Genomic DNA, 18,583 nt, shown 5'->3' with positions numbered 1-18,583 from the left:
GGCGGGACATGGCTGTGGCTGAACGCCTCACCGCCGCGCGGGGCGTTCACGCGCGGCTCCAGTCGCCTGACTTGCCGCCGGTCTTCTCCTCCACCCGGACGTCCGTGATGACCGCGCCCTTGTCGACGGCCTTGACCATGTCGATGACGGTGAGCCCGGCGACGGCGACCGCGGTCAGCGCCTCCATCTCCACGCCGGTGCGGTCGGTCGTCTTTACGGTGGCCAGGATCTCCACGGCGTCGTCGGCGACCGACAGGTCGACCTTCACGCCGGAGACGGCCAGCGGGTGGCAGAGCGGGATCAGGTCGGGGGTCTTCTTCGCCCCCATGATCCCGGCGATCCGCGCGGTGGCGAGGGCGTCGCCCTTCGGCACGCCCTCGCCCCGCAGCAGCTCGATCACCCGGGGGGAGACGAGGACGCGCCCACTGGCGCGGGCCGTCCGGGTGGTGACGTCCTTCGCCGAGACGTCGACCATCCGGGCCGCCCCGGCCTCGTCGATGTGCGTCAGCCTGCTGTGCTGAGGGGGTCGGGGGGGCTCCCCCGGGGAAAACGCTGCCATAGGTTCGTGCCGCTCCCGCTCCGGGCCCCGCAAGGGCCTGTGTGGTGCAACACGCTACCCGCACCGGGCGGTCCTCAGCCGAGCAGGATCACTTCCAGCTCGGCCCCCGGCTCCAGCGTCGTGACGTCCTCCGGTACGACCATCAACGAGTCGGCGTGCGCGAGGGCGGCGATCAGGTGGGACCCCGATCCGCCGACCGGGCTGACCGTCCCGCTCTCCGCGTCGTACGCGCCGCGCAGGAACTGACGGCGGCCGGCCGGGGAGCCGATCGCCCGGTCCGCCTTGAGCACGGCCCGTACGGCCGGACGGCTGACGTCGGGCAGGCCCATCAGCGCCCGGATCGCGGGGCGGACGAACAGCTCGAAGGAGACGTAGGACGACACCGGGTTGCCGGGCAGGGCCAGCAGCGGGGTGTGGTCGGGGCCGATGGTGCCGAAGCCCTGCGGCTTGCCCGGCTGCATGGCCAGCTTGCGGAAGTCGATCCCTCCGCCGTCGATCTCGTCGGCGCCGGTGGAGACCGAGGTCAGCGCCTCCTTGACGACGTCGTACGCGCCGACGCTGACCCCGCCCGTGGTGACCAGCAGGTCGGCCCGGACCAGCTGGTCCTCGATGGTGGCGCGCAGCGTCTCGGCGTCGTCGGCGACGGCGCCCACCCGGTACGCGATGGCCCCGGCGTCCCGCGCGGCCGCCGCCAGCGCGAAGCTGTTGGAGTCGTAGATCGACCCGGCGGTCAGCGACTCCCCCGGCTGGACGAGTTCGCTGCCGGTGGACATGACGACCACCCGCGGTCGCGGCCGGACCCGTACGCTGCCCCGTCCGATGGCGGCCAACAGCGCGATCTGGGGCGGGCCGAGCACCGTACCGGTGGCCAGCGCCAGGTCGCCGGCCTGTACGTCGCTGCCGCGCGAGCGGACGTGCGCCCGGGCGGCGGCGGCCCGGTGCACCCGTACCTCGCCGCCCGCTCCCTCGGGCGCGGCGCTGGCCGGGGTCATCCCCGAGGCCGCGCCGCCCCCCGTGCCCCCGTCGGTCCACTCGACCGGTACGACGGCCTCCGCGCCGGGCGGCAGCGGGGCGCCGGTCATGATGCGGGCGGCTTGACCGGGTCCGACGGTGGGCAGCTCACCGCTGCCCGCCGCGACGTCCCCGATCACCGTCAGCACCGCGGGGAACTCCTCGCTCGCCCCTTGGACGTCGGCCACCCGGACGGCGTAACCGTCCATGGAGCTGTTGTCGAAGGGCGGCAGGGCGACGGGCACGGTGACGTCCTCGACCAGGACACAGCCCTGGGCGTCGAGCAGCTGGAGCTCGATGGGCTCCAGCGGTCGGACGGCGGCGAGGACGTCCGCGAGGTGCTCGTCCACCGACCACAGGCGGTGCGTGCCGGTTTCCTGCGGTGCGTCGGGACTGCTCAAGGTCCTACATCTCCTCCGTGACGTAACGGTGAAGCCAGGTACGGAACTCGGGGCCCAGGTCCTCCCGCTCACACGCGAGTCGGACGATGGCCCGCAGGTAGTCGCCGCGGTCCCCGGTGTCGTAGCGGCGGCCCCGGAAGACCACGCCGTGCACCGGTCCGCCCACGCTCTCGTCGGCGGCAAGCTTCTGCAGGGCGTCGGTCAGCTGGATCTCGTTGCCGCGGCCCGGCTCGGTCTCCCGCAGTATGCCGAAGATCGCGGGGTTGAGGACATAGCGTCCGATGACCGCGTAGTTGCTCGGGGCGTCCGCGGGCTCGGGCTTCTCCACGAGTCCGGTGATCCGCACGACGTCCGGTTCGTCCGTGGCCTCGACGGCGGCGCAGCCGTAGAGGTGCACGTTCGCCGGGTCGACCTCCATCAGGGCGATGACGGTGCCGCCGGTGCGGCCGTGGACGTCGACCATCTGGCGCAGCAGGGGGTCGCGGGGGTCGATGAGGTCGTCGCCGAGCAGGACCGCGAAGGGCTCGTCGCCGACGTGCGGCTCGGCGCACAGCACGGCGTGGCCGAGGCCGCGCGGGTCGCCCTGGCGGACGTAGTGCATGGTGGCCAGGTCGCTGGATTCCTGGACCTTCTTGAGCCGGTCGTCGTCGCCCTTGGCGATGAGCGCGGACTCCAGCTCGTAATTGCGGTCGAAGTGGTCTTCGAGCGCGCGCTTGTTACGTCCTGTGATCATGAGTACGTCGTCGAGTCCCGCCGACACGGCCTCTTCGACCACGTATTGGATGGCGGGCTTGTCCACGACCGGAAGCATTTCCTTCGGGGTCGCCTTGGTCGCCGGGAGGAAGCGAGTGCCGAGGCCCGCGGCCGGGATGACGGCCTTCTTGATCACGGGGTGCAACTGATTCATGCGCAGAACGATAGTGGGTTACGGGCAAACGCCAGGTCAGATTCCGGGGAGAAGCTCCCGGTCTGAACCGTTTCGGAAGGAAATCTGATTCAGCTGTGGTAGGCAACCAGTCGGACCCGTCCGGCGGCCGGGCGGCCCGCGTGGCCGAGAAGGCGGCCTTGCGCCGCGAGCTGCTCTCCGCCCGCCGGGCCCGGTCCCCCGAGTCGCGGCGTACGGCGGCCCGCGCGCTCTCCCGCTCCGCCCTGGCGCTGCCCGAGCTGGCCGGCGCGGCAACGGTCGCGGCGTACGTCTCCGTCGGCACGGAACCCGGCACCCGCGAACTGCTCGACGCGCTGCGGGCCGCCGGTAAGCGTGTGCTGCTGCCGCTGCTCCTGCCCGACAACGACCTCGACTGGGCCCTGTACGAAGGCCCGGAAGGCCTCACCGAGACCGGGCACGCGGGGAAGATGGCGCTGTTGGAGCCCTCCGGTCGGCCCCTCGGCCCGGACGCGGTGACCGGGGCGGACGCCGTCCTGCTGCCCGGCCTGGCGGTCGACGCGCGCGGGATGCGGCTCGGCCGCGGCGGGGGTTCGTACGACAGGGTGCTGGAACGGTTGGAACGCGCTGGGGCGCATCCGGCGCTGGTGGTGCTCCTCTACGACGAAGAGGTGGTCGCGCGGGTCCCGGAGGAACCGCACGACCACCCCGTCAGGGCGGTGGCCACCCCGTCCGGGGCGGTCCGCTTCTGAGCCTTACGGCTTGAGCGTCAGGGTGTCGACCGTGGCCTTGTCCACGGCTTCCTTCCCGAACGGCCAGTCCAGCAGCTCGCCCTTGGCCCACAGCGTGGTCTGATCCGTGTAGTGGGCGTCGTACGCGTGCCCCGAGGCGCCGGTCAGGTTGATCCAGCGGGACTTGTCGAGGTCGTTGAGGTTCACGACCATCCGCATCGAGGGCACCCAGGTGACCCCGTACCCGCTGGAGGCGTTCCAGCCGGTGGCGTTGACGGTGGCCTCGCCGCCGCCCAGGTTCCACGGACCGCGGTTCAGCAGCCACCGCATGAAGCCGGGGCCCTCGGTACCGATCGTCTGGTTCCTGAGCGTCAACTGGTGCAGTCGGCCCCAGCTCCAGGTGGACTGGTCCTTGCCGAGCTTGGCGGTCAGCTCCCAGCGGGCGTCCTTCATGGCCCGCGCGAACAGCTCGTCGCGGGTCGTGGTCGGCTTCTCCCGGACGGTGCCGGGCGACTTCCACCACGGCGACTTCTCGTCCTTGACCAGCCGGCGGACCACCTCGAACCAGCGGTCGCCGCCGTCCGGCTGCGCCGAGTCCGAGCCGCGGGTACCGCATTCGCGCACGACGGCGGCGAGGTCGTCGGCGGGCCCGTTGCCGCTGTCCTGGACGTTCATGCAGCTGTTGGTGACGCGCAGCTCCTTCGGCATCTTGTCGCCGAAGGCCCGCTTGAGGATGTTGCGCCACACCGCGTTGAAGTAGGCGGCGGCCGCCGAGTCGGGCTCCTGGGTGTAGTTCCAGTCGTCCAGCAGCTTCTGCGCCGAGCGCACGTCCGGGTCGGAGACCGCGATCTTGGTCAGCATCGGGGTCAGCAGCGCGGCGATCTCGCTGCTGTTGTCCATCTGCATGGTGCGCATGTCATCGGTGGAGATCTTGCCGTTGTCCTTGGTCTTCGCCTCGATGAGGTCGTTTATCCGCTGGCTGCGGGCGCCGTAACCCCAGTCGGTGGTCAGCACGTACGGGTACTTGCCCGCTCCCGTTCCGCTCTCGGTGACGGCCTGGTTGGCCGTCACGATGTAGCCGCGCGCGGGGTTGAGGTCGTACGGCATCTCGTCCTGCGGGACGTAGCCGGTCGTGCCGTCCTTGCCGCCCTTCCAGGCGTACTTCGAGTCCCAGCCGGGCGCCGGCATGCGGCCGTCGCCGGCGCCGCGGATCGGGATGCGGCCCGGGGCCTGGTAGCCGATGTTGCCGTTGAGGCCCTTGTTGTCGGCGTAGATCAGGTTCTGGGACGGGACCTCGAAGTCGCGCGCGGCGGCGCGGAATCCGGTGAAGTCCTTGGCCCGGTCGAGCTTGAAGACCGCGTCCATCGACTTGCCCGGGTCCAGCGCCGTCCAGCGCAGGGCCACGCCGTAGCCGTCGCCGCGGTCGGGGGCGGAGCCGGAGACCGGGGCGCGGGAGCCGACGGTGGCGAGTTCGTCGCTGCGGTCGGAGATCAGGGGGCCGTTGTTGGTGGTGCGGACCGTGATCCGCTTGCTCTTGCCGCCGGCGACCTTGATCTCCTCCTCACGGGTCGTGAAGGGGACCACCTTGTTGTCGTAGACGTAACCGTCGGGCTTGACCTGCTCCAGGTAGAGGTCGGTGACGTCGGCGCCGAGGTTGGTCATGCCCCACGCGATGTCGGCGTTGTGGCCGATGACCACGCCCGGCATGCCGGAGAAGGTGAAGCCGGCGACGTCGTACTGGCAGCGCGGCGAGGCCGCGCGGCAGTGCAGGCCCATCTGGTACCAGACGGAGGGCAGCTGGGGCGAGAGGTGCGGGTCGTTCGCGAGCAGCGGCTTGCCGGTGGTCGTGTACTTGCCCGCCACGACCCAGGAGTTCGAGCCGATGCCGCTGCCGTTGGGGCCGAGGATCGCCGGGATCTCGTCCAGGGTCTTGGCGAGGGAGGACAGCTGGGTGCGCAGGCCGACGCTCGCGCCCTGGGCGGAGGTGTTGTCGGCGAGGCCGGTGCTGATACCGCCGTTCGGGGTGGCCTGGGAGCCGGTGCCGGTCGTACCGGTGGAGCCCGTGCCGGTCGTGCCCGTGCCGCTCGTACCGGTGCCGGTACCCGTCGTGCCCGCGCCCGTGGAGCCCGCGGACGCCGTGCCCTGGGGCGCGTACTTGCCGCCGGAGACGGAGCCGCCCTCGACGATCGGCTTGTTCCGGTCGAAGGGGTACGGCGGGTAGAGGTCCTCGATCTGCTGCGGCGAGAGCTTGCCCGCCATGAGGGAACGGTCGATCTCGTCCTGCATGTTGCCGCGCAGGTCCCAGGCCATCGCCTTGAGCCAGGCCACCGAGTCCACCGGCGTCCACGGCTCCGGCGTGTAGTCGCCGGTCAGCTTGAGGGCCGCGTGCTCCACGGAGAGGTCCTTGCCGGACTTCCCCTTCAGGTAGGCGTTGACCCCGTCGGCGTACGCCTGGAGGTACTTCTTGGTCTCCGGTGAGAGCTTGGTGTCGTACTCGGCCTGCGCGACCTGGCGCCAGCCCAGCGTGCGCAGGAAGGCGTCGGTCTCGACCTGGCCGGAGCCGAACATCTCGGAGAGCCGCCCGGAGGTCATGTGGCGGCGGACGTCCATCTCCCAGAAGCGGTCCTGCGCGTGGACGAAGCCCTGCGCGCGGAAGAGGTCCTCGTCGTTGTCGGCGTAGAGCTGCGGGATTCCGTGCTCGTCGCGTTTGACGTCGACGGTCCCGGTCAGGCCGGGCAGCTTGAGGGAGCCGGTGGTCTGGGGATGGGAGGCACGGACGCCGTCGACGCTCCAGTACGCCCCGTAGCCGAGTCCCGCCAAGAGCGCCAGGACCATGACGAGCACGATCAGACGTGCGCGTCGTCCCTTCTTCTTGACGGAAGGGCCGGATGAGTTGGCGGGCATCGCTGTCCTTAGAGGGGCAGGGTGGTCCTGGGATTGCTGGAAGCAACCATAGGCGCAGGACCACCCCCGGTGATCCGCCAGGGGTCGAGGTCCGAAGGACAGGGCCGGACCGGCGTTTCACAATGTGGTTGTCGAGTAAAGACTCCGTCAAAGATTAGGTAAGGTAACGAAAGTGCTTGTCGTACGTGCTCTCGGAGGAACGATCCGTCAGGGCACATGAGGGAAAGGGCCGCCCGCTGACCGTCCACCAGCTCAATGAGCTCCTGCTGGTCTGCTCGCTCGTGCTGCTCGTCGCGGTAGCGGCGGTACGCGTCTCCTCGCGCAGCGGTCTGCCCAGCCTGCTCATCTACCTCGGCATAGGCATAGCGATAGGCCAGGACGGCATAGGCAACGTCGTCTTCGACAACGCCGAGCTGACGCAGGTCATCGGCTACGCCGCACTCGTCGTGATCCTCGCCGAGGGTGGTCTGGGCACCAAGTGGAAAGAAATCAAGCCGGCCCTGCCGGCGGCGATCATGCTCTCCCTCGTCGGGGTCGCGATCAGCGTGGGGGTCACGGCGGCGGGGGCGCACTACCTGGTCGGGCTGGAGTGGCGCCAGGCCCTGCTGATCGGCGCGGTCGTCTCCTCGACCGACGCGGCGGCCGTCTTCTCGGTCCTGCGCAAGGTGCCGCTCCCCTCCCGGGTGACGGGTGTGCTGGAAGCGGAGTCCGGATTCAACGACGCCCCGGTGGTCATCCTGGTGGTGTCCTTCGCGACCGTCGGCCCGGTGGACGACTGGTACGTCCTGATCGGCAAGATCGCCCTGGAACTGGCCATCGGCGTCGCCATCGGACTGACGGTGGGCTTCCTCGGCGCGTACGGCCTGCGGCACGTGGCGCTGCCCGCCTCCGGTCTCTACCCGATCGCCGTCATGGCCATCGCCATCACCGCGTACGCGGCCGGCGCGCTGGCGCACGGCTCCGGCTTCCTCGCGGTGTACCTGGCGGCGATGGTGCTCGGGAACGCGAAGCTGCCGCACTGGCCCGCCACGCGGGGGTTCGCCGACGGACTGGGCTGGATCGCCCAGATCGGCATGTTCGTCCTGCTGGGACTGCTGGTGACCCCCCACGAGCTGGCGGGCGACTTCTGGCCGGCGGTGATCATCGGGCTGGTGCTGACGATGGTGGCGCGGCCGCTGGAGATCTTCGTCAGCCTGCTGCCCTTCCGCATCCCCTGGCAGGAGCAGGCCCTGATGTCGTGGGCGGGCCTGCGCGGCGCCGTGCCCGTCATCTTGGCCACGATCCCGATGGTCACCGGTATCGAGGGGAGCGACCGGGTCTTCAACATCGTCTTCGTGCTCGTCGTCGTCTACACGCTGGTCCAGGGGCCGACGCTGCCGTGGCTGGCGCGCAAGCTGGAGCTGGGCGACGCGGGCGAGGGCGCGGCGGACCTGGGCATCGAGTCCGCTCCGCTGGAGAAGCTGCGCGGACACCTGTTGTCGTTCGCCATACCCCCGGCCTCGCGGATGCACGGCGTGGAGGTCGGCGAGCTGCGACTCCCGGCCGGGGCTTCGGTGACGTTGGTGGTCCGGGACGCCAAGAGCTTCGTACCGGCGCCGTCCACGGTGCTGCGCCGGGGGGACGAGCTGCTGGTCGTGGCGACGGACCAGGTGCGGGACGCGGCGGAGGCGCGGCTGCGGGCGGTCGCGCGGGGCGGCAAGCTCGCCGGCTGGCTGGGTACGGGTCCCAACGGGACGTAGTCGGGGCGGCGCGAACAGGGCGAACAGAGCGTTAGAGCAACGTTCTAAATCTGTGATTTCGCGGCCCGGTGGGGGTCTCTGCCCCGCTTTGGGGGCACATGGAATGCGAAATTCCGGTTAATCGCAGGTGAAGACATTCCTTGTCGTCGGAATCACAGGGCGCAGTAGCCACTCTCCCTGTACGATAAAGGCACACCACATCGAACCAACTCTGCCTGACGCAGAGCTGGCGCGACCGCAAAGCGGCCGTGGCTCCCTCCCGCAGTGGGCGCCCAGGTATCACTCGGTTCTGCGCAAGAGGACAGCTCTCGGGGCTCCCACATGTACGGGTGCGACTCGCTCACAAGGCGATGCACCGTCCGCAGACGGGGAGTTCTACCAGGCAGCGGAAAGGCAAGGCCGTGACATCCGCGGTCACGACCGACACGTCCGCCCGCCCCGGCTACGGGCAGCTCCTGCGCACGCCCGGCGCCCTCGGCTTCCTGCTCCCGGGCTTCGCCGCCCGGCTGCCCTTCGGAATGCTGACCATCAGCATCCTGCTGCTCGTCCAGCACACCACCGGCTCCTACGCCAACGCCGGCATCGTCGCCGCCGTCACCGGCATCTCCATGGCGCTGTGCGCCCCCGTGATGGGCAACCTCACCGACAAGCACGGCCAGAGCGCCGTCCTGCTGCCGGTCGTACTCGTCCACGCCACCGCCGTGAGCGCCCTGGCCGCGCTCGCGCTGCTCGGCGCCCCCGTCCTCGCCCTCGCGGCCGCCGCGATCCCCGCCGGCGCTTCGGTGCCGCAGGTCGGCCCGATGGTCCGGGCCCGCTGGGCCGCCAAGCTGGAGGGCTCGCCGCTGCTGCCGACCGCCGCCGCGTTCGAGTCGGTCACCGACGAGTTCACCTTCGTCGTCGGCCCGGTCCTCGCCACCGCGCTGTGCACCGGCCTGCACCCCTCGGCCGGTCTCATCACCGAAGCCGCCCTGTCGCTGATCGGCGGGCTCTTCTTCGCCGCCCAGCGCGCCACCCAGCCGAAGGCGCACGCCCAGGCCTCCACCGGCACCCGGCGCGCGTCGGCCCTGTCCTTCCCGGGCCTGCGCGTCCTGATCGTCGCCTTCCTCGGGATCGGCGCCGTCTTCGGCGGCATGCAGGTGTCGATGGCCGCCTTCTCCAACGAGATGGGCAACCCGGGAGCCAACGGCCTGCTGTACGGCGTCTTCGCGGCGGGCAACATGGTCGCCGGCATCGCCTGCGGGGCCATCGCCTGGAAGATCGGCCCGCGCCGCCGGCTGCTGCTCGGCTACATCGGTCTGACCGCCACCGCCGCCCTGCTGTGGACCGCCGACTCGATGATCCTGCTCGCCGCGCTCGGCCTGCTCGTCGGTCTGTGCATCGCCCCGGCCCTGATCACCGGTTACACGATGATCGAGTCGCTGATCCCCGCGAACGCCCGCACCGAGGCCTTCACCTGGCTGACCGGCGCGGTCGCCTTCGGACAGGCCATCGCGGTGATCGTGGCCGGCCGTCTGACGGACGCGCACGGGTCCGCGTACGGCTTCCTCGTGCCGGCCGCCGCCACGGCGCTGGCGCTGATCACACTGCTCTCGCTGCGGGCCAAGCTCGCCCCGAGGACCGGCGGCCGGATCGTGAGCTCGTCGGCCACCCCGGAGAACCGGGACGCCCGGGAGAGCCGGGAGAACCGGGGCCGGCAGCGGGACCTCAGCACCGTCTGAGGGTGGTATCGGTCACCGCGCGGCCGAGATCGGTGGACTGTTCCGCCGGAATACGTCACCATGGAGCGTCGTTAGCACTCATTGAGTGAGAGTGCCAGGAGGAAATTCGTGCCGACCTACCAGTACCAGTGCACCGAGTGCGGTGAGGGCCTTGAGGCCGTGCAGAAGTTCACCGATGACGCGCTGACCGTGTGCCCGAACTGCGAAGGACGCCTGAAGAAGGTGTTCTCAGCGGTCGGCATCGTGTTCAAGGGCTCCGGTTTCTACCGGAACGACAGCCGTGGCGCCTCGTCGAGCAGCACGCCGGCCTCCAAGCCGGCCGCGTCGTCCACGGCCGCCCCCGCCGCCGCCCCGGCCTCCTCGTCGTCGTCCACCTCGAGCGCGAGCAGCAGCTCCAGCTCGGCCGCCTGACGCCGTCCGCTTTCCGTAAGGCCCCGCCGCCCTCCTGGGCGGCGGGGCCTTACGCGTGCCCGGCTAGTGTGACCGTATGGCGAACGCAGAGATCGGTGTCATCGGCGGCTCGGGCTTCTACTCCTTCCTGGAAGACGTCTCCGAAATCCAGGTGGAGACCCCTTACGGGCCCCCGAGCGACTCCCTGTACCTGGGCGAGCTGGCCGGCCGGTCGGTGGCCTTCCTGCCGCGGCACGGGCGCAGCCACACGGTCCCCCCGCACAAGATCAACTACCGGGCCAACCTCTGGGCGCTGCGCTCGGTAGGCGTGCGCCAGGTGTTGGGCCCCTGCGCGGTGGGCGGCCTGCGGGCCGAGTACGGGCCGGGCACGCTGCTGGTGCCGGACCAGTTGGTGGACCGTACGAAGTCCCGGACGCAGACCTTCTTCGACGGGGAGCCGCTGCCCGGGGGTTCGGTGCCCAACGTCGTGCACACCACCTTCGCCGACCCGTACTGCCCGGTCGGCCGGGCGGTCGCGATGGGCGCGGCGCGCGGGCGGGGCTGGGAGCCGGTGGACGGCGGGACGATGGTCGTCGTGGAGGGCCCCCGCTTCTCGACGCGCGCCGAGTCGCACTTCCACGCGGCCATGGGGTGGTCGGTGGTCGGCATGACGGGGCATCCGGAGGCGGTCCTCGCGCGCGAGCTCGGGCTCTGCTACACCTCGATGGCCCTGGTCACGGACCTGGACGCGGGCGCCGAGACGGGCGAGGGCGTCTCCCACACCGAGGTGCTGAGGGTGTTCGGCGAGAACGTCGGGCGACTGCGCGAGGTCTTGTTCGACGCGGTCGCGGCCCTGCCGGAGACGGAGTCCCGGGACTGCCTGTGCACCCACGCGCACGACGGCTGGGACTTGGGCATCGAGCTGCCGTAGTCCTGTCACCCCCGGGGGTGACGGCGTTATCCACAACCTGGGGACCGTCCACAGGCGCGAGCGGGATTCGCGGCGCGGGCGGATCGTGAGGGGTGTCCGGACGCCGGGTCCGGACACCGAACTCACTTCCAGGCGGTGTTCAGCATGTCCGGGTTCCTTTCCCCCACCTGCCCCACTCCCCCGTCCGCTCCGACGCCGCTGCCCGCGCGTCCCGTACCGCTCTTTCCTCCGCTGCGGGTGGGGCGTGGCGGGGACCGCCTCAGGCGCGCCCTGCGACGCCGGCGGCGGGCCGGGGCGGCCGGGCTGGCCGTGGTGGCGGCCGCGCTGGCGGTGGGCGGGACGGAGGCGCGGGCCTCCCGGGGCGCCCCGCCGCCGGAGAAACCGCCGCCGGCGGTGGTGCGGATGGTGTCGGCGCCCGTACGCATCGCGGACGGGGCGACGGTGCGGCTGCTGCGGCCCGGGGACCGGGTGGACGTGGTGGCGGCGGAGCGGGCGGGGCCGCCCCGGGTGGTGGCGGTCGCGGCCCGGGTCGCAGAGGTCCCGGAGCCGGATAAGACGCCGGGCGACGGCGGGGCCCTGGTGGTCCTGTCAGTGCCCCGGGAGACCGCGCGGGCCCTCGTGGGCGCGGGCAGCGTGTCCCGGCTGGCGGTGACGTTGTGTTGAATCGAACAAGTGACCTGTCACAGGGCCTTGGAACGGGCACCGATTGGACACACGGGGCCCCGACTGCCGTAGTTTTCGGAACCGTCGGCTCCGTGTTCCGTAGATGCGAGATGAGGCTCAGTCGTGAGCAAGAAGAACGAGAGCGTCCTGGCGGGCTTCAAGGCCTTCCTGATGCGCGGCAACGTCGTCGACCTGGCGGTGGCCGTGGTCATCGGCGCCGCGTTCAGCAACATCGTGAACTCCGTGGTGAAGGGGATCATCAGCCCGGTGGTGGGCGCCGTCGGCACCAAGAGCCTGGAGGGCTACTCGTCCTGCCTGAAGGCCCCGTGCGGCGTCGACGCGAAGGGGGAGCCGACCGGTGTGAACATCATGTGGGGAGCGGTGCTCAACGCCACGCTGACCTTCCTGATCACGGCGGCGGTCGTCTACTTCCTGATGGTGCTGCCGATGGCCAAGTACCTGGCCCGGATGGAACAGCGGCGCAAGGCCCGGGAAGGCGTCCAGGAAACCATGGAGATCACCGAGCTGGAGGTCCTCAAGGAGATCCGCGACAACCTGGTCGCCCAGCGAAACGGCTCCGGGTCGGCCGGTGGGCACGTACAGGGGGTCCAGGGACACGGCTACGGGCAGGCGCAGGGCTACGGCCAGGGTTCGGGCTACGGCCAGGGGCGCGACAGCTCGGTCTGATCGGCCGCCCTCAGACGTGGTGCGGGGGCTTCTCGTCGAGGAAGCGGGCCAAATCGGCCGCGCTCCCGCCGGCGGGGGGCCGCTCGCCCCAGCCCCGGTCCGTGTCGTCCGAGGACTGTTGGTCCAGCGGGTCGCCGAAGTCGAGCCTCGGCTTGGCCTTGGGCTTTGCCGGCGTGTCGGATGCGGCGGCCCCGGGTCCGGTCGTGGAACCCGACGGGTCCGCGGGGTCCTGGCTGTCGGAAGCGGGAGCGGTGCTCATGCCTCCAGGGTACGGGCGCCCCAGCCGGCGCCCCCGGCCGGCGGGGGGCTTGCCCGCCCTGGCGGGCGTAGAACCACCGGCACCCGGCCGGGCAGCCGGCGTGGAAACCGACGCGGAGCCACAGCGCGCCGGTGAAGCCCGTCCCCGCGAACATCGCGGGGAAGAAGAAGCCGTAGGCGGCGACGGCGGACGAGAAGCCGGCGCCGGCGCCCGCCTCCATCTCCGACTGCTTCATGGCCGCGGGCCGCGCCTCGGCGCCCTGCCCCTCGGCCGCCCGCACGCGCCCGTCCCGGAAGATCACCGGGATCTGCCGGGAGGTCGAGCCGTTGCCCGAGCCGCAGAAGGCGAAGGCCGCCGGGAAGCCGGAGAAAAACACCCGGAAGCCGCCCTGGTAGCCGCCGGACGGCAGCGCGAAGATCACCACGATCAATGCCCCGGCCATGCCGACGAAGGACAGCATCGTCACTCTGGCGCCCCGAACCTGCCGGAGAGCCGGCCGCCGGCCCAGCGCGGCGGGGCGTGGGCAATGGGCCTGGGCGTGGGCGACCGGTGCCGGAAGAGTCCGCGGGCGCCGGACGCGGAGTCCCGCACGACGTACCGGTAGGCCCCGCCGAAGGCCGGGAAGACGGTGGCGACGGCGCACGGCAGCAGGGCGGGGTCGAAGTCGCGCGGCAGCCGGCTGCCCGACACGATCGCGGCGACGAGCAGAAGCGACACCGCCGTACCGACCAGGGTCGCCCGGGTGGTGACGGACCACCGCTCGCCCGGCGTCGGTGTTCCGGGCGTGTCAGCCGTGGCCGGAAGGGGAGGCGGCGGGGCCGCGGCGAGTACCTCGGAGGGCTCGGACACAGTCCCACGCTAGATGATTCGCCCCTTTTGGGGCGATATGGGGGCGGACTGGATGCGCCACCCGGGTGAGGCCGCGAGCGTCGCGCGGAGCACCCGTTTCCCGGGAGCCCGCGCGCCTCGGCGGTCGCCCGGCGTACGCCTGCTGTTCTGGCGCCATGATCTACGTACAAATGACCGCCCGGCGCCCGGACGAGCCCCACCGGACCGCGACGCCGCTGGAACTCTTCTTCGACCTCTGTTTCGTCGTCGCCGTCGCGCAGGCCGGCGCGCGGCTGGTCCACGCACTCGCCGAAGGCCATGTCGGCGCCGGCATCACCGGCTACCTCTTCGTCTTCTTCGGAGTCTTCTGGGCCTGGCTCAACTTCTCCTGGTTCGCCTCCGCCTACGACTGTGACGACATCCCCTACCGGCTGGCGACCCTCGTCCAGATCACCGGCGTGCTGATCTACGCGGCCGGGGTGCCGCGCGCCTTCGACAGCCAGGACTGGACCATCGCGGTCCTCGGCTACGTGGTGATGCGCGTGGCGCTGACCGCACAGTGGTTGCGCGCCGCCGCGGGCGAGAGCGGCCCGGCCCGCCGCTCGGCGCTCTTCTACGCCGTCGGCCTGCTGGTGTGCCAGGCAGGGTGGATCGCCCTGCTCGCCGCCCCGGTGGGGGCGCGCCGCTGGCTGTTCCTGGTGCTCGTACTGGCCGAGATCTCCGTCCCCGTGATCGCCGAGAACCACCACCAGACGGCTTGGCACCCGCACCACATCGTGGAGCGGTACGGCCTGTTCACGCTGATCGTCCTCGGCGAGACGATCTCGGCGAGCACCGTCGCAGTGCAGTCCGCCCTCGACGAGCACGAGGCGCTCGGCGTGCTGCTGCCGATCGCCGCGGGCGGCCTGCTGACCGTGTTCGGCGCCTGGTGGATCTACTTCGCGGTACCCGCGCACGAGCGACTGTCCACCAATCGCCAGGCGATCCCGTGGGGGTACGGGCACTACGTGATCCTCGGATCGGCGGCGGCCATCGGCGCGGGGATCGAAGTGGCCGTCGAGCAGGCGGTCGGCAAGGCGCACATCTCGCGGTTGGCGGCCGATCTGTCGGTCACCGTACCCACCGCCCTCTACCTCGCGGCCGTCTGGTTCCTGCACGCCCGTCACTTCAAGCGCACCACGGCCCAGCAGATGCTGCTGCCGCTCTCCGCGGTGGCGGTCTTGGCCTGCGCCTGGACCGGTGAGTACGCGGTGTTGTGGGCCGGCCTGGTCATGACGGCCTCGGTGGCGGTGGGCGTGACCTTGACCGAGCGGACGCGTTCTGGTGCGTGAGTACAGACGAGTACGGACGGTCGGCGGGCGGTAGGGCGACTGCGCCGACGACGAGGAAGTAGGTGCGGGCCATGACGGTCCCGACACAGCGGTACACGGACCGGCCCGGGCAGGAGCTGGCCGATCCGGCCTTCTGGCAACTGCCCCCCGGTGAGCGGCTGGCCGCCTTCGCGCGGCTGCGGGCGCTCGACGCCCCGGTGTTCGTGGCGGAGGGCCGCGGGCGCGGCCACTGGGCGCTCGTACGGCACGCGGACGTGCAGGAGGCGAGCCGGCTGCCGAAGGTGTTCGCCAGCGCGCCCGGGGTGACGACCCCCGAACCGGCCCGCTGGGTACGGGCGCTGTTCGGGGACTCCATGGTGAATCTGGACGGGCCGGACCACGCGCGGCTGCGCAAGATCGTGCAGCGCGCCTTCACACCGCGGCTGCTGGCGGCGGCCGAGGCCGACATCCACGCGGTGGCGGCCCGGATCGTGGACGACGTGCTGGCCGACCGGCCCGACGAGTTCGTCTCGGCGGTGGCTTCCCGGCTGCCCCTGGAGGTCATCTGCAACATGATGGGCATCCCGGAGCACTACCGCTCGGAGATCGCCGACCGGGTCAACCACGCCTCGGAGAACATCGGGGTGGAGCGCGGCCTGGCGGCGCGGCTGCGGATGCCCGGGCGGGGGCTGCGGGCGCTGGCCCGGATGCAGCGGATGGTCGCGGGCATCGGGCGCGAGCGGCGCAGGAGCCCGCAGGACGACCTGATCTCCGCGCTGGTCCGGGCGGACGTGGACGGCCAGGCGCTCGGCGCCCGGCAGCTGGGCGCCTTCTTCTCGCTCTTGATGGTGGCAGGGGTGGAGACCACCCGTAACGCGATCACCCACGGTCTGACGCTGCTGACCGATTTCCGCGACCAACGCGACCTGCTGGTCGGCGACTTCGAGACGTACGCCGACGGTGCGGTGGACGAGATGATCCGCCACTCGACGCCGATCATCCAGTTCCGCCGGACGGTTACCGCCGAACACGAGCTGGGCGGCCACGCGTTCGGGCCGGGCGACAAGGTGGTGCTGTACTACGCCTCCGCCAACCGCGACGAGGCGGTCTTCCCCGACCCGGACGCCTTCGACATCACCCGATCGCCCAACCCTCACCTGGGGTTCGGGGGCGGTGGCCCGCACTTCTGCCTGGGCGCGCACCTGGCCCGGGTGGAGATGAAGGCGCTGTTCCGGGAGTTGCTGACGCGGCCGGTGGGGTTGCGGGCGGTGGGTCTGCCCGATCTGGCGGGCTCCAACTTCGACAACCGGGTCCGCTCGCTCCGGTTCGCCTTCGACCGGCCCTGACGGGTCCCCGAGGAGAGGCCCGGGCGGTCGGGACGGGGGGATCTCGGCCGGGGCCGGCCGGGGCCGGCCACTCGGGGCGGGGCCGGCCACCGGGCAGGCTGGGGGCCCGGCGGCCGGGGAGGGGGGCGCGCGCCGCTACTGGCGCAGGCTCTGCACCGTGATGACGCAGTGGGCGCTACTGGTGAGCACCGCCTCGTCGCCCGCGAACGCCTGGAGAAGCTCCGGGCTGACCGGCCGGCCCGGGACGGCCTCGGGCCAGGCGGTGGTCGCGAAGAGGAAGTACGCCTGTCCGCTCTCGTTCGCCGCCGCCACCCACTCGTCGGGGGCGGTGCAGGTGGCGTTCAGGCCGGGCAGGGTCAGCGCGACCTGGTTGCCCGCCAGCAGGATCTGCACCGCGAAGGTGGAGGGGTTGCGGGTACCGTCCATGACCACGTCGCCGATGGGCAGCCCGATCTCCTCCAGCAGCCCGCGGGCCGCCGCCTCGCCGGCATCCTTGCCCTTCGGGCCGTCGCCGAGGGTGTAGGCGAGGAGGTACGGGATGTCGTGGCCTTCGGAAGGGTCGCCGATCCAGGCGAGCACCGAGAGGGTGCCGAGTTCGGTCCGGTCGATTTCGGCTTGGGTTGAAGTCATGCGCCGCACCTTAGTGCTCTCTCCCGCGACCCTTTCACGGCCTTTCACCCAGGCGGGCTACGGCGGCGCTACACCGCCCAGAAACCCCCACCCGAATTCGACTGGATGTTCGCGTCCTGGTACTGGATCCGTACGACGCGCACCTTTTCCGGGATTTCGAACACCACCCACCCTTCGGCCCGTTCCCCGACCTCCAGGGAATCGAAGACGAGCGGTTTGCCCGTCGTCAGCTCGCCGGCGGGCACCACCGCGTGCCGCCCTCCGGCGCTGTCGTACGCCCACATGCGCCCGAGCGCCCCGTACGAAGCGCCGCCCACGTTGACGAACGACATCGAGGCGGCCACCCAGCGCGTCCCGGCGGGCGGCGCGAAGTTCTTGTCGACGCTGACGGCGGGGTCCACGAACGCGTTCAGCACCACCTGGAGGTGGCGTCCCACCTGGCGCCCCCGCACCCGTACGGACTCACCCACATGAGCGTCCTTCGCGGCGCCGGGCGGCGCCTGGCGCGCGGACTCGGCCGGGTCCTCACCGGCCCCGGGCGCCCCGTCGTCCACCGGGACGGCGGCCGCCCCCGCCGGGACCGGGGCGTCCCCCGCGGGCGCGCTCTGGCAGGCGGTGGCACCGAACAGCAGGCAGGGCAGGAGTGCGACGACGACGAGGGCGGGAGCGGAGTGGCTGCGCATGCGTGATCCCTTCGGGGATCTCCGGGGATGTATTCCGGCCAGTTTCACGCCCCCGACCGGGAAATTGCACACACCGACACGATCCCGCACAGCGCGTGGGGGCCCAACTGCCAGCACAATGCGTTCCGGCGGAATTCCGTCACCCGCATCCACCTGGAGGAATGATGGCCCCGACCGGCTCCCGAATGGCCCTGTCCGCGTTCTCCGCACTGGCCGCCGCAGCGGTATTCGCCGCCCCCGCCGCAGCCACCTCATACAACAATTCCATTTCCGTACAGCCGTACGCTCACATCACGCCGGAAGGCACGATCACCCTTTCCGGGACGTACGTCTGCGACGACCCGTCACCCGCGGGGGCGGTTCAGTTGACGGCCGTGATCGTCCAGGACTCCGTCCGCCTCGGCAGCACCGCGGACGAGGAGCCCGTCTGCGACGGCGCGAAGCACCGGTGGCACAGCCACGCCAGGCTCGCCTGGACGCCGGGGCTGCACGCCGGTGACGCGAACGTCGAGGCGAGGCTCCAGCGGGCCAACCGGGCCGGCGGCATCATGCCCAAGTCGGTCGACACGCTCGCGCAGGACGTGCGCGGCGCCGAGGTGGTCGACCACCGGTGACCGGGACCGCGACCCCGGGAGACATAGCGCCGGCCGGTCCGGTAGCCGCCGCTACCGGGCGGGGCCGCCGCGTCTTGCCTTTCGCCCAAGGCCCGCGGCCACGGGTCGTCAACGGCAATGGGGCGCGACGCCGGTCATCGACATGAACGCCACCGTCTGGCAGCCGGGGTCGGCGTGCGGGAGCCCCGTCGTCCAGTCCACGACGGCCGGAACGCCGGCCACCAGCAGGAGCAGGGCCAAGACGGCGGTGGCGACCCGCCCGTTCAGGCGGCGCACGTCACGATCCCCGCGTCACA

General features: G+C 71.5%; 18 protein-coding genes and 1 pseudogene. 10 read left to right on the top strand and 9 right to left on the bottom strand.

Features of this window, described 5'->3' with window-relative positions; genetic code table 11:
- Positions 1–46: 46 nt before the first annotated feature.
- The 3 genes from moaC to galU all read right to left on the bottom strand — a co-directional run bounded on the left by moaC (position 47) and on the right by galU (position 2,878).
- Complete coding sequence (gene moaC, locus ACV7NM_RS18985; RefSeq protein ID WP_453357683.1) at positions 47–559, bottom strand: cyclic pyranopterin monophosphate synthase MoaC; 513 nt, start codon at positions 557–559, stop codon at positions 47–49.
- A gap of 74 nt (positions 560–633) precedes the next feature.
- On the bottom strand, positions 634–1,971 hold the full coding sequence (gene glp / locus ACV7NM_RS18980; protein ID WP_463411377.1) for a molybdotransferase-like divisome protein Glp: 1,338 nt from the start codon (positions 1,969–1,971) through the stop codon (positions 634–636).
- A gap of 4 nt (positions 1,972–1,975) precedes the next feature.
- Complete coding sequence (gene galU, locus ACV7NM_RS18975) at positions 1,976–2,878, bottom strand: UTP--glucose-1-phosphate uridylyltransferase GalU (protein ID WP_463411376.1); 903 nt, start codon at positions 2,876–2,878, stop codon at positions 1,976–1,978.
- 140 nt (positions 2,879–3,018) lie between these two features.
- On the opposite strand from galU, the gene ACV7NM_RS18970 reads away from it, so the two are divergent.
- Positions 3,019–3,606 (top strand): 5-formyltetrahydrofolate cyclo-ligase, encoded by a 588-nt coding sequence (locus ACV7NM_RS18970; protein ID WP_463413982.1) that lies wholly within the window; start codon positions 3,019–3,021, stop codon positions 3,604–3,606.
- Positions 3,607–3,609: 3 nt separating this feature from the next.
- Here the strand turns inward: ACV7NM_RS18970 and ACV7NM_RS18965 are convergent, their stop codons facing one another.
- Positions 3,610–6,489, bottom strand: a complete 2,880-nt coding sequence (locus ACV7NM_RS18965; protein WP_463411375.1) for a penicillin acylase family protein — start codon at positions 6,487–6,489, stop codon at positions 3,610–3,612.
- 185 nt (positions 6,490–6,674) lie between these two features.
- On the opposite strand from ACV7NM_RS18965, the gene ACV7NM_RS18960 reads away from it, so the two are divergent.
- The 6 genes from ACV7NM_RS18960 (at position 6,675) to mscL (ending at position 12,617) form a co-directional block, all read left to right on the top strand.
- Positions 6,675–8,228 carry a potassium/proton antiporter gene (locus tag ACV7NM_RS18960; RefSeq protein WP_463413981.1) on the top strand — a complete coding sequence of 518 codons (1,554 nt, stop codon included), beginning with the start codon at positions 6,675–6,677 and terminating at the stop codon, positions 8,226–8,228.
- A gap of 401 nt (positions 8,229–8,629) precedes the next feature.
- A complete protein-coding gene (locus tag ACV7NM_RS18955; protein WP_463411374.1) occupies positions 8,630–9,946 on the top strand; it encodes an MFS transporter in 1,317 nt (438 codons plus the stop codon).
- Positions 9,947–10,054: 108 nt separating this feature from the next.
- A complete protein-coding gene (locus ACV7NM_RS18950; protein ID WP_463411373.1) occupies positions 10,055–10,357 on the top strand; it encodes an FmdB family zinc ribbon protein in 303 nt (100 codons plus the stop codon).
- Between the two features lie 76 nt (positions 10,358–10,433).
- A complete protein-coding gene (locus tag ACV7NM_RS18945) occupies positions 10,434–11,267 on the top strand; it encodes an S-methyl-5'-thioadenosine phosphorylase (RefSeq protein ID WP_463411372.1) in 834 nt (277 codons plus the stop codon).
- A 144-nt stretch (positions 11,268–11,411) separates the two neighbouring features.
- The gene (locus ACV7NM_RS18940; RefSeq protein ID WP_463411371.1) at positions 11,412–11,930 is read left to right on the top strand and encodes a hypothetical protein; all 519 of its coding nucleotides are present in this window, start codon (positions 11,412–11,414) and stop codon (positions 11,928–11,930) included.
- Positions 11,931–12,053: 123 nt separating this feature from the next.
- Positions 12,054–12,617, top strand: coding sequence for a large conductance mechanosensitive channel protein MscL (gene mscL, locus ACV7NM_RS18935; RefSeq protein ID WP_463411370.1), 564 nt, complete (start codon positions 12,054–12,056; stop codon positions 12,615–12,617).
- 10 nt (positions 12,618–12,627) lie between these two features.
- Here mscL and ACV7NM_RS18930 read toward each other — a convergent pair whose 3' ends face one another.
- Together ACV7NM_RS18930 and ACV7NM_RS18925 are read right to left on the bottom strand one after the other, a co-directional pair.
- Positions 12,628–12,876 (bottom strand): hypothetical protein, encoded by a 249-nt coding sequence (locus ACV7NM_RS18930; protein ID WP_463411369.1) that lies wholly within the window; start codon positions 12,874–12,876, stop codon positions 12,628–12,630.
- Between the two features lie 552 nt (positions 12,877–13,428).
- Positions 13,429–13,725: pseudogene (locus tag ACV7NM_RS18925) on the bottom strand (MFS transporter); the annotation flags it as partial.
- Positions 13,726–13,880: 155 nt separating this feature from the next.
- Here ACV7NM_RS18925 and ACV7NM_RS18920 point away from each other — a divergent pair.
- Positions 13,881–15,035: a low temperature requirement protein A gene (locus ACV7NM_RS18920; protein ID WP_463411368.1), complete on the top strand. Its 1,155-nt coding sequence runs from the start codon at positions 13,881–13,883 to the stop codon at positions 15,033–15,035.
- A gap of 71 nt (positions 15,036–15,106) precedes the next feature.
- A complete protein-coding gene (locus ACV7NM_RS18915; RefSeq protein ID WP_463411367.1) occupies positions 15,107–16,360 on the top strand; it encodes a cytochrome P450 in 1,254 nt (417 codons plus the stop codon).
- Positions 16,361–16,495: 135 nt separating this feature from the next.
- Here the strand turns inward: ACV7NM_RS18915 and ACV7NM_RS18910 are convergent, their stop codons facing one another.
- The gene (locus ACV7NM_RS18910) at positions 16,496–16,990 is read right to left on the bottom strand and encodes a DUF5949 family protein (RefSeq protein WP_463411366.1); all 495 of its coding nucleotides are present in this window, start codon (positions 16,988–16,990) and stop codon (positions 16,496–16,498) included.
- Between the two features lie 68 nt (positions 16,991–17,058).
- Positions 17,059–17,673: a DUF4352 domain-containing protein gene (locus tag ACV7NM_RS18905; RefSeq protein ID WP_463411365.1), complete on the bottom strand. Its 615-nt coding sequence runs from the start codon at positions 17,671–17,673 to the stop codon at positions 17,059–17,061.
- 161 nt (positions 17,674–17,834) lie between these two features.
- Here ACV7NM_RS18905 and ACV7NM_RS18900 point away from each other — a divergent pair, with 161 nt between their 5' ends.
- Positions 17,835–18,287 (top strand): DUF6299 family protein, encoded by a 453-nt coding sequence (locus ACV7NM_RS18900; protein ID WP_463411364.1) that lies wholly within the window; start codon positions 17,835–17,837, stop codon positions 18,285–18,287.
- Positions 18,288–18,395: 108 nt separating this feature from the next.
- Here the strand turns inward: ACV7NM_RS18900 and ACV7NM_RS18895 are convergent, their stop codons facing one another.
- A complete protein-coding gene (locus ACV7NM_RS18895; RefSeq protein ID WP_463411363.1) occupies positions 18,396–18,563 on the bottom strand; it encodes a hypothetical protein in 168 nt (55 codons plus the stop codon).
- Positions 18,564–18,583 lie beyond the last annotated feature (20 nt).

The sequence above is a fragment of the Streptomyces sp. Tek67B01 genome, from assembly GCF_055231995.1.
Note: the sequence above shows the minus strand (reverse complement) of the source record. Positions and strands in the feature narration are given on the sequence as shown.

Bases quoted from the DNA above. Each gene is read 5' to 3' on its own strand.
- moaC (WP_453357683.1), bottom strand. From the start codon at position 559: ATGGCAGCGTTTTCCCCGGGGGAGCCCCCCCGACCCCCTCAGCACAGC.
- galU (WP_463411376.1), bottom strand. From the start codon at position 2,878: ATGAATCAGTTGCACCCCGTGATCAAGAAGGCCGTCATCCCGGCCGCG.
- ACV7NM_RS18965 (WP_463411375.1), bottom strand. From the start codon at position 6,489: ATGCCCGCCAACTCATCCGGCCCTTCCGTCAAGAAGAAGGGACGACGC.
- ACV7NM_RS18945 (WP_463411372.1), top strand. From the start codon at position 10,434: ATGGCGAACGCAGAGATCGGTGTCATCGGCGGCTCGGGCTTCTACTCC.
- ACV7NM_RS18940 (WP_463411371.1), top strand. From the start codon at position 11,412: ATGTCCGGGTTCCTTTCCCCCACCTGCCCCACTCCCCCGTCCGCTCCG.
- ACV7NM_RS18930 (WP_463411369.1), bottom strand. From the start codon at position 12,876: ATGAGCACCGCTCCCGCTTCCGACAGCCAGGACCCCGCGGACCCGTCG.
- ACV7NM_RS18920 (WP_463411368.1), top strand. From the start codon at position 13,881: ATGATCTACGTACAAATGACCGCCCGGCGCCCGGACGAGCCCCACCGG.
- ACV7NM_RS18915 (WP_463411367.1), top strand. From the start codon at position 15,107: ATGACGGTCCCGACACAGCGGTACACGGACCGGCCCGGGCAGGAGCTG.
- ACV7NM_RS18910 (WP_463411366.1), bottom strand. From the start codon at position 16,990: ATGACTTCAACCCAAGCCGAAATCGACCGGACCGAACTCGGCACCCTC.
- ACV7NM_RS18905 (WP_463411365.1), bottom strand. From the start codon at position 17,673: ATGCGCAGCCACTCCGCTCCCGCCCTCGTCGTCGTCGCACTCCTGCCC.
- ACV7NM_RS18900 (WP_463411364.1), top strand. From the start codon at position 17,835: ATGATGGCCCCGACCGGCTCCCGAATGGCCCTGTCCGCGTTCTCCGCA.